We start from the raw sequence: 8,484 nt of genomic DNA on the forward strand, positions 1-8,484 counted from the left end.
ATGACCAATCAACTTTTCAGCCGTGCCGGCGTCCGCTACGAGGTGGCGCTGGATGTCCTGGGGGCCATCATCGCCCACCACTCCGAAGCCATTGCCGCCGAACGCGAAAAGGCTACCCCTGACGAGGCCGTGATTGCGGCCGCTCAGAAAGCGAAGGACGAGCTGCGCACGATCCGCGAAGACCTCGATCCGAATGCTGACGAGGCCATCGAGCGCGTCATCACTCAGTACGGCCAACAGGCCCGCGACCTTTACCAATAAGGCAGGAGGGCAGACAAATGGCTGGGGAGGTTTCCAAGTACGCAATGGAGAGCGCCTACAAGGATGTAGAGCGCGATGCACTGGCAAGAACGACGGCGCAGGAGAATCCGAAGGCGATCCTGTTGGGCGGCCAACCAGGATCGGGCAAATCGGCGCTGGCCGCCGAAGCGATCCGCGAGCTGCGCGCCAACGGCGGCGCTGTGGTGATCGACGCCGACCGGATGCGCGAGGAAAACCCGCGCTACAAGCAGCTTTCGCGCGAAGACCCCCAGCACGCCGCCGACCGAACGCAGAAAGAGGCCGGCGAATGGGCTACCCGCCTCACGTTGGCCGCCGTGGAGAACCGCCGCAATCTGGTGGTGGACGGCACGATGCGCAGCCCGGAGAACATCCGGGACTTGACCACTCGCCTGAAGGAACAGGGTTACGAGGTGGAGGCCCGAGTGTTGGCCGTCAACCCGGAAACCTCAGTGACCCGCGCACGGCTGCGCTTCGAGGAACAGGTGGCCGAGCGCGGCACCGGGCGATTCGTCAACAAGGAACAGCACGACAACGCCTACAACGGCATGGTGGAGTCAGTGCGCGCCTTGGAGCGCGACAAGCTCACCGACTCGGTGCGCGTCTATGACGCCAATCAACGGCAAATCTACGAGAACAGCCAAGAGCGCGGAGAGTGGAAGCGGCGAGCAGCAGCGGTTGAGGTGTTGGAGCAGGAACGCGGGCGCGCTTGGACGCACGCCGAGCGGCGCGATTACGTGTCCGCCCTGGACGACATCAATACGCTGGCCAAGCAGCGGGAGGGTGTGCGCGACAACGTGACCTACACCGTGGGCACCGTGGCCAAGAACGATGCGAAGGACTACAGCAACGTCAATGAAGCCGCCAGGGCCTTCCGGGATGCCAAGGCTGAAGACCAGCCCTATGTGATCCGCACCGAGCGCCTTCCCAATGGCCGGGAGTCGGCCTCGACGCCGGGGCAGACCACGTACACCGAGAAAGATGGTGTGCGGGAGTATGGCAAGTACATTGGGGGCAACGACGAGGCCCTAAAGCGGGCCTACGCTGATGCCTTGCGGCCGGAACAGGAGCGCACCGCGCGGCCGGTGCTGGCCGACCGTGACGAGCTGGCGGCCAAGCTCGAAGCGGCTCGAAACGACTTGGCCCGCTTCGAGCAGACCCCAGCCTATCAGCGCGCCCAGGCATTCGACCAGCTCACCAAGCGCGAGGCGCTGGAGCGCCACCCGGACCTGGACGGGGCCTACAAGCAGCTTCACGACATCAAGCAGAGCTGGACACCTCAGACCAGTCAAGGCCAGCGGGAAACCAGCTACTTCAATGCGCGTGCCGAGCTGTCCGAGCAGCTTCACCGGGGCCGCGTCCCGGAGGGCAGTGTCACCGTGGATGAGTCGCGGCGCGTGATCGACATGGCCGCCAGTCACCGGGGCTTGGTGGTGCGGGATGCGCAAGAACTCAAGCAGGACGTGAAGGGCGAAGTGGTGGCCACCTCATCGCATCACGCCCTGGTGAAGATGTCCGACATGGTGGCTGTGCGCTACGAGAAGGACGGACTAGATCGGGATGTCCGTGTGGGCGAGAAAGTGACGATCCAGCACGGCAACGAAAAGAGTCAGGTGTACGAGCAGGGCAAGGAGCCGGCGCGGGAGAACGCGCGGGACGTGGGCCGGGACATGGGCCGGTAAGAAAGGGAGAAAAACATGGCGATCTACCAGATTGGCGGGCAATCCATTCATTCCGACGACCCAGGCTTGCCCGAGCTGCTGGCCCGCATCTACAGCTCGCGGGAGCGGCCGTTGTGCCTGTGTCGCACCCCCGGCATTGAAATGTACGTGGCCAAAGTTGATGAAAAGTACCTCATCAAACGGATGCCCAATTCTGGTAGCGGCCACGCCCCGGCCTGCGATTCCTACGAGCCGCCGCCCGAGCTGTCCGGGCTTGGCCAAGTCATTGGCTCCGCGATCCAGGAGAACCCCGACGAAGGCACCACGGCGCTGAAGTTCGACTTCGCATTGTCCAAGGGCGCGAGCCGATCCGCGCCGGCACCGAGCGGCAAGGAGACGGATAGCGTCAAGACCGATGGCAACAAGCTGACCCTGCGCGGCACCCTGCATTACCTGTGGGAAGAAGCAGGTTTCAACCGCTGGGCACCGACGATGGCCGGCAAGCGCAGTTGGTACGTGATCCGCAAGTACCTGCTGCAAGCAGCCGAGGACAAGACGGCAAAAGGCGCGAGCTTGGCCGGAATGCTCTACATGCCCGAATCGTTCAACGCCGAGAAGAAGAACGAAATCACCCAGCGGCGACTCGCGCAGATGATGCGAATCGCCACACCCGAGAAGGGCACACGGCGCTTGATGCTTGTGGTGGGGGAAGTGAAGGAACTGGCTCAGTCACGCTACGGGCACAAGATCGTCCTCAAACACCTGCCCGATTGCCACTTCATGATGAACGACGACATCTACAAGCGGCTGCTCAAGAGGTTCGAGGTGGAGCTGGGCCTGTGGGATGCCTTGGAGGGCACCCACCTGATGATGATCGGCACGTTCAGCATCGGCGCTACCGGCGTAGCCTCGCTGGAGGAAGTCGCGTTGATGTGCGTGACCGAGAACTGGATTCCCTTTGAAAGCACCTTCGAGAAGATGGTGCTCGATGCGCTGACGCAGCAGAACCGGCGATTCATGAAAGGGATGCGGTACAACCTGCCTTCCACGCGGCCGCTGGCCTGCGCGGTGGCTTCGGATACCGAGCCGGAGCCGACCGCCATGTACGTGGTTCCGCCTGGGGCCAGTGAAGACTATGCGGCCGCCGTCGATGAATTGATTGCGGAAAGCAAGCTCCCTTCATGGAAGTGGGTGGCTGGCGAGGCTCCTATGCCGGCGCTGCCCGAGCTGCCGGAGCACGGCCGATGATGGGCGCCCTACTCCGCTTCGTCGGCATTCGCCCGACCGTCGCCCCGACTTTCGCGCGCGAAAGTCTGCCGGTGAATCCCCGCGCGCCACGCTGGGCGCTTCAGCGTGCGCCCCGTGGCCCCGTCCTGATGCTGGACATCGACGGGGTTCTGCACCCTGGCCAGTCTGGCACGCTGATTTACCTGCCCCTGCTGGAAACGTGGCTGCGAGCGCATCCCGATGTTGATGTGGTGATTTCATCCAACTGGCGCGAGACACACACGCTGGATGAGCTGCGCAACTTCTTCTCCATAGAGCTGCGCGAGCGCGTTATCGGCTGCACGCCCGTTTTGCCTGATTGCACCAGGCTGGACGAGATCCTTTGCGTTGTCCGCGAGTACGGCGTCACCCAATGGGCCGCCCTCGATGACCGCGTGCAGGAATTTCCAGATACACGCCGGCTGGTGGCCACCGAGTACCTGGACGGACTTACCGGGGAGTCGCTGCTTCAGCTCACCCGCGTGATGTGGGCAGCGCCGTGAAGGTGTGGAACACCCTCCTTTGCCTGTTTGGCATCCATTCGCCGCTGTCCACGCCCATCTATTCGAGCTGGGACGGCACCCAAGTACATGAACGGCGCTGCGCCCGTTGCGGCAAGGTGCTGGGTCATATCCTCAACTGACGACACACGGAGATTTCCATGAACCGACAAGACCTGATCGACGCCATTGCTGAAGACACCGAAGCATCCAAGGCGGCCACCACGCGCTTTCTCGATAGCCTCATCACCATCGTGCAGAACGAGGTGGCCAAGGGTGGCGCGGTGAAGCTCACCGGCTTTGGCACTTTCGATAAAGCAGCCGTCGCCGCGCGCACCGGGCGCAACCCGAAGACCGGCGCGCCGATCAAGATTCCCTCGACCCATAAGCCGAAATTCACGCCTGGGGCCACGTTCAAGGACTTGGTGAAGGATTGAACCATGAGCAAACATCCCGACTTGAACGGAACCGCGCTTGCGCTGCTGCGCGCGCTCGACCGTGGCGAAGTGCGGGGCATTCGGGTGCTTTCGGAACGCGCGGCGGGCCGCCCATTGGGCGGTGCTGCCGATCTGGACGTGATGCGCAAGTACCTGGGTGAAACCCGTCACCTTATCGACCGCGGCTATCTGTCGCGCAAACCTGCCGGCACATCCATCCGACTGTCTCTGACGCGCAAGGGCCGGCGCGCGCTCCATCCTGGCACGCCGTTCTGGCCAGCGCCTGTGACTCTGGCGCTGGGGGCCTCGTTGCTGGCCGCTGGCGTAACGGGATGCGCGCCGATGCCTCCCGAGCAACCCCGTGCGCTCCTGATGGGCGCGCCTGTGCTCACCGGGCTGGCCCAAGTGCGCGATCCGCAAACCGGAACCGACTACTTTGTGCCGTGCAATCCGTGTGCGGCACCAACGCCCAAGACTCCAATGCTGGGCAGCGCCGATGTTGCGCCCGAGGCGAATGGCAAGCCGGCCGCACGGCCGCAGCCTTCGATCTTGGCCAAGCTCGACGCCCACACTGTTGCTACGCTGGCCATGCCGGCCGAGGTGGATGCCATCCCGGCCGGCTCCGCCCAGCTCACCGACGACGTGCGCCCCGTGACGGTGGTTGCAGTCGGCCCGGCCACGGCCGCGCCAGTCGCTGTTACGGCCTCCCGTTCCTTGCGCTCGCTCCCGTTTTCCAGCTCCGTGGCAAATCTGAACGATGAGGCCAAGCATGGCTTGTCCGAGCTGCTGCCGCTGGCCATGACGGCCGAGCGCGTCTTGATCCGTGGCCGCACCGATTCGACAGGCACGGCGGCGGGCAACCGGGCTTTGGCCATTGCTCGCGCTGCAACCGTCCGGGCTGCGTTTGTCAGTGGTGGGGTTGACCCTCGAAAGCTGAAAGTCTCGTACTGCGTGACCTGTTTTGTAGCCTCCAACGACACCGAGGCGGGGCGCAGTGCAAACCGGCGAGTAGAGGTTGAACTGGTGATGCCTGCGATGGCCGTGGCCGGCAGGAAGTGAAAGCCGACCATGAGCGCAGATGAACGGGATTGGTATCGAGAACGGGCCGCGAAAACCATGCGGGATCATTACTATGACCCGAAGGTGTTTCGCGGTTCGCGGGAGGTTCGTTCAGAACAACCCCGTATCACCTTTTTGCAGTTCATCATCGCCAATTCGCTGCCCTACGCCCTTCTGATTGTCGCGGGAACGGTCTGGCAAATTGCACACGGGGCAACTCCACACGACGCCCTCTTGATGGCCACTCAATGGCTCAAGGGTTTCGTGTTGAGCCATCCGGCCTTGTGTCTCCTGATGGTGGCCGGTGCGGCCTTCTACATGACAAAGCCGCGCCTGGCCGGCATGGTTTATACCTGGCTCGGGATCGGGTTCCTGTGCTTTGTTGCCTTTGACTACTTCGGCAACAAGCGTGTCTCCACGGCTGCGCCGCGAGCAAGCGAGCAGCCGCGCGTGGCCACCATGAGCGTGCCAAAGAATCAGCGCGGGCACTATGAGACGCCGGGCAGCATCAACGGCCAGCCTGTCACCTTCATTGTGGATACCGGCGCGGGCCTGACATCCGTTCCTGGCTCGCTGGCCAAGCCCTTGGGCATCACATCATGCGAGCCTCGCCAGTTCAGCACGGCGGCCGGCGAGGTCTTCGGGTGTGTCGCCACAGTAGCAGAAGTGGTTTTCGGTTCCTTCCGTGCCCACAACGTCCAAGTTGCCGTAATGCCCACCATGAACGGCCCTGCATTGCTGGGCATGAACATCCTGGGGATGGTGCAGATCGAGCAGCGCGGATCGGCGCTGCTGTTCTCCACCACCCATTTCCGAGAAGACGATTGAACGTCAAGAACAACAAGGAGGAAAACATGCGTCACCTTCCGCTTTACCTGCTTCTGGCCGCTGCGGCCGGCTGCGCACTGCCGGCGCTGGCCAGTTCTGATGCGGTGCCAGTTGATGCACCGGCCGCTGTTGCGGCCGCTCCGGCCGCCGAGGTCAAGGTGGCCATCACCGGCCACATCGACTTGGCTGCTGATCGAGGGCGCAAGGTCTTCATCGAATTCCTGGCCAGTCCGAGGCTGACGGCCGCCGTGCGGGCCTCGCTGGCCTCCAGCGGCTTCGAGCTGGTGGACAGCCGCGAGCAGGCCGACGTGGTGTACGAGCTGGATGGTGCCTTCCAGGCGCTGCGCCCCGCAACCCGGCGTACCGCCGAGGTTCGCGTGGGCGACTATGCCGAGAACCCCGCGCCCTTGGCCACCAAGAGCGGCCGGGGCGGCTCCGTGATGCTGTCGCTGAACCCCCTGGCCATGCTGGTCGGCACGATTGCATCCAATGTCGGGAATGCGACCGGCGCGCAGGACTCGGTGAACGCGGCCACGGCCGGTGACCCGGACGGCAAATGCCTGTCGCGCTGCGAGACGTGGCGCTACCGTCAGCGCAATGTCGTCAACATGACGCGCAAGGCAGGCACCACGGAACAGAAGTGCTCCGTCCTCGCCACAACCGAGGATGCCGAGCTGGTGCCGGCGCGACTCATCCAGTCGTCCCTTGCGGGCTTGCAGGAGGCCGCTGGCTTGATTGTGGCCCTGGGCCTCTCCGCTGATCCTGCTTTGGCGAAATGAACGCGCCGGGCCTGTCACTGGCGGATCGCTTTTGGATCGCCCATCGCTGGGCCGCTTTCGGGCTGGGTGCGGTGTTCCTTATGGGTGTGATTGTCGCCGGCATCGCCGGGCGTATCCGGCCGCACTACGCTTGGGCCTATGCGCTCATGAGCAACTTGGCCTTTCTGGCATACGGCCTCGACAAGTCGGCGGCCGTTGCCAACCGTTGGCGCTGGTCTGAAAAGGCTTTGCACTGGATCGAGCTGCTATGCGGCTGGCCCGGTGCATTGATTGGACAACATGCCTTCCGCCACAAGTCGCGGAAGGCTTCCTTTTTGTTTTTCACATGGCTGGCCAGCGCCGCGAACGCCGCTGTTTTCGCGCACTTGGCTGGCTTCTATCGTTGGAGTTGGCAATGAACGCTACTCGCGCCCTTGTGGCCCTGATGGCCTGCTTTGCCCTTGGAGCCTCGCACGCGCAGCAGCGCGAATACATCATCTACGATGGCCAGAGCTACCCCGGCGACCAGCTCGACGTTGCGGCCGCCTCTCCCGTGATGGTCAAGCCGGCGCAGCGCCTGGGCAACGGGGACTACTCCATCCCGCGCGCTGCGGATGGTCACTACTACATCGCCGGGGCCGTCAACGGCTTTCCCGTGGTCTTCATGGTGGACACCGGAGCGCGATTCACGACGCTGCCGGTCAAGCTCGCCCGCAATGCTGGTATCCGCGCCGGCCGCGCAACATCCTTTGACACGGCCGCAGGCCGTGAACGTGGTGGCATCACTGCGGCCAACACGGTGATCGTCGGCCCCTTCGCTGTTGAGGGTGCGGCTATCGCAGTCCTGGAGCGCCTTTCAGCTCCGCTGCTGGGGATGGACGTGCTCAACCGCTTCCAGATCGCCTATTCGGGCGGCTTCATGATCTTGCGGGGCGGCCGATGACGCCGGTAGCGGCGCGCGCGTGGGTTCGGCTTCCTTCTGGCCGTCGCCTCGACCTCATCAATCCCGATCCCGGCGCGTGGCTCGACAGTGACCTTGCCTTGCGTTTGGCGAGGACGTACCGCTGGGGTGGGGAATCGTCATGGCCCCTGCCCCTCTCCGTGGCCCAGCATTCGCTCCTGGTGCTCGCTTTGCGCCGGCAGTGGAGCGACACCCCTTTGACGCCCTCTGACGCGCTCCTGGAGCTTCTACACGATGCCGAGGAAGGTTTCCTTGGGTTCGACTGTATTTCCCCCTTGAAAGACGTGCTGGGCCTTTCCTTTCGGGCTGTTTCGTCTCGCCTGATGGCTGCGGTTTCAGATCGGTATGAGCTGCGCACTTGGTCGCCGGCAGCGCACGCCGCCCACAAGCGGGCCGACTCGGTGGCGGCCGCTTCAGAGGCTGTGCATTGCATTGGCTGGCCAGCTCATGAAGTCCGCGATGTCCTGGGCATCGTGCATCCTGTCCTCGATGTCGATCCACTGGCTGACATCTACGATTGCCGGCCGTGGGAGCCGTGGGCGGCTGACGTTGCGGCCGAGCGGTTCCTGGACGCGCTGGAGTCGTTGCGTGCCGCTGTGCATGGGCAGATCGAGGCGCAAGCGTGACCCCTGGGCGTCTCCCCTGCGGGGCCGGGCTTTCGTGCTGCGCATCGAGCCGCCTGTGGCGTCTCGCCCCTTCGGGCGTCAATCCCTGACGCCTCCGCGCCGTGCCGGC

Annotated in this window: 11 protein-coding genes; all 11 read left to right on the forward strand. The window is 64.0% G+C overall.

The window, feature by feature from the left end; genetic code table 11:
• The 11 genes from IEV29_RS15835 (at position 1) to IEV29_RS15885 (ending at position 8,375) form a co-directional block, all read left to right on the forward strand.
• Positions 1-261, forward strand: coding sequence for a hypothetical protein (locus IEV29_RS15835; protein ID WP_009242129.1), 261 nt, complete (start codon positions 1-3; stop codon positions 259-261).
• 17 nt (positions 262-278) lie between these two features.
• The gene (locus IEV29_RS15840; protein ID WP_188382273.1) at positions 279-1,961 is read left to right on the forward strand and encodes a zeta toxin family protein; all 1,683 of its coding nucleotides are present in this window, start codon (positions 279-281) and stop codon (positions 1,959-1,961) included.
• Positions 1,962-1,976: 15 nt separating this feature from the next.
• Positions 1,977-3,188: a DUF1173 domain-containing protein gene (locus tag IEV29_RS15845; protein ID WP_017510479.1), complete on the forward strand. Its 1,212-nt coding sequence runs from the start codon at positions 1,977-1,979 to the stop codon at positions 3,186-3,188.
• On the forward strand, positions 3,188-3,709 hold the full coding sequence (locus IEV29_RS15850) for an HAD domain-containing protein (protein WP_229726456.1): 522 nt from the start codon (positions 3,188-3,190) through the stop codon (positions 3,707-3,709). Before IEV29_RS15845 ends, IEV29_RS15850 begins: the two co-directional genes overlap by 1 nt.
• Positions 3,710-3,867: 158 nt before the next feature.
• On the forward strand, positions 3,868-4,143 hold the full coding sequence (locus tag IEV29_RS15855) for an HU family DNA-binding protein (protein WP_188382274.1): 276 nt from the start codon (positions 3,868-3,870) through the stop codon (positions 4,141-4,143).
• A gap of 3 nt (positions 4,144-4,146) precedes the next feature.
• Positions 4,147-5,202: an OmpA family protein gene (locus IEV29_RS15860; RefSeq protein WP_188382275.1), complete on the forward strand. Its 1,056-nt coding sequence runs from the start codon at positions 4,147-4,149 to the stop codon at positions 5,200-5,202.
• 9 nt (positions 5,203-5,211) lie between these two features.
• Positions 5,212-6,030, forward strand: coding sequence for a retropepsin-like aspartic protease family protein (locus IEV29_RS15865; protein WP_229726457.1), 819 nt, complete (start codon positions 5,212-5,214; stop codon positions 6,028-6,030).
• Complete coding sequence (locus tag IEV29_RS15870) at positions 6,027-6,809, forward strand: hypothetical protein (RefSeq protein WP_017510474.1); 783 nt, start codon at positions 6,027-6,029, stop codon at positions 6,807-6,809. The genes IEV29_RS15865 and IEV29_RS15870 overlap by 4 nt, the downstream gene beginning before the upstream one ends.
• Entirely contained in the window at positions 6,806-7,207 is a 402-nt protein-coding gene (locus tag IEV29_RS15875) for a DUF1294 domain-containing protein (RefSeq protein ID WP_017510473.1), read from the forward strand. Before IEV29_RS15870 ends, IEV29_RS15875 begins: the two co-directional genes overlap by 4 nt.
• The gene (locus IEV29_RS15880; protein ID WP_017510472.1) at positions 7,204-7,731 is read left to right on the forward strand and encodes a retropepsin-like aspartic protease family protein; all 528 of its coding nucleotides are present in this window, start codon (positions 7,204-7,206) and stop codon (positions 7,729-7,731) included. The genes IEV29_RS15875 and IEV29_RS15880 overlap by 4 nt, the downstream gene beginning before the upstream one ends.
• On the forward strand, positions 7,728-8,375 hold the full coding sequence (locus tag IEV29_RS15885) for a phosphohydrolase (protein ID WP_105779236.1): 648 nt from the start codon (positions 7,728-7,730) through the stop codon (positions 8,373-8,375). Before IEV29_RS15880 ends, IEV29_RS15885 begins: the two co-directional genes overlap by 4 nt.
• The last annotated feature ends 109 nt before the right edge of the window (positions 8,376-8,484 follow it).

It is taken from the genome of Oxalicibacterium faecigallinarum, from assembly GCF_014635705.1.
In the GTDB taxonomy this organism is placed as follows: Bacteria; Pseudomonadota; Gammaproteobacteria; order Burkholderiales; family Burkholderiaceae_D; genus Oxalicibacterium; species Oxalicibacterium faecigallinarum.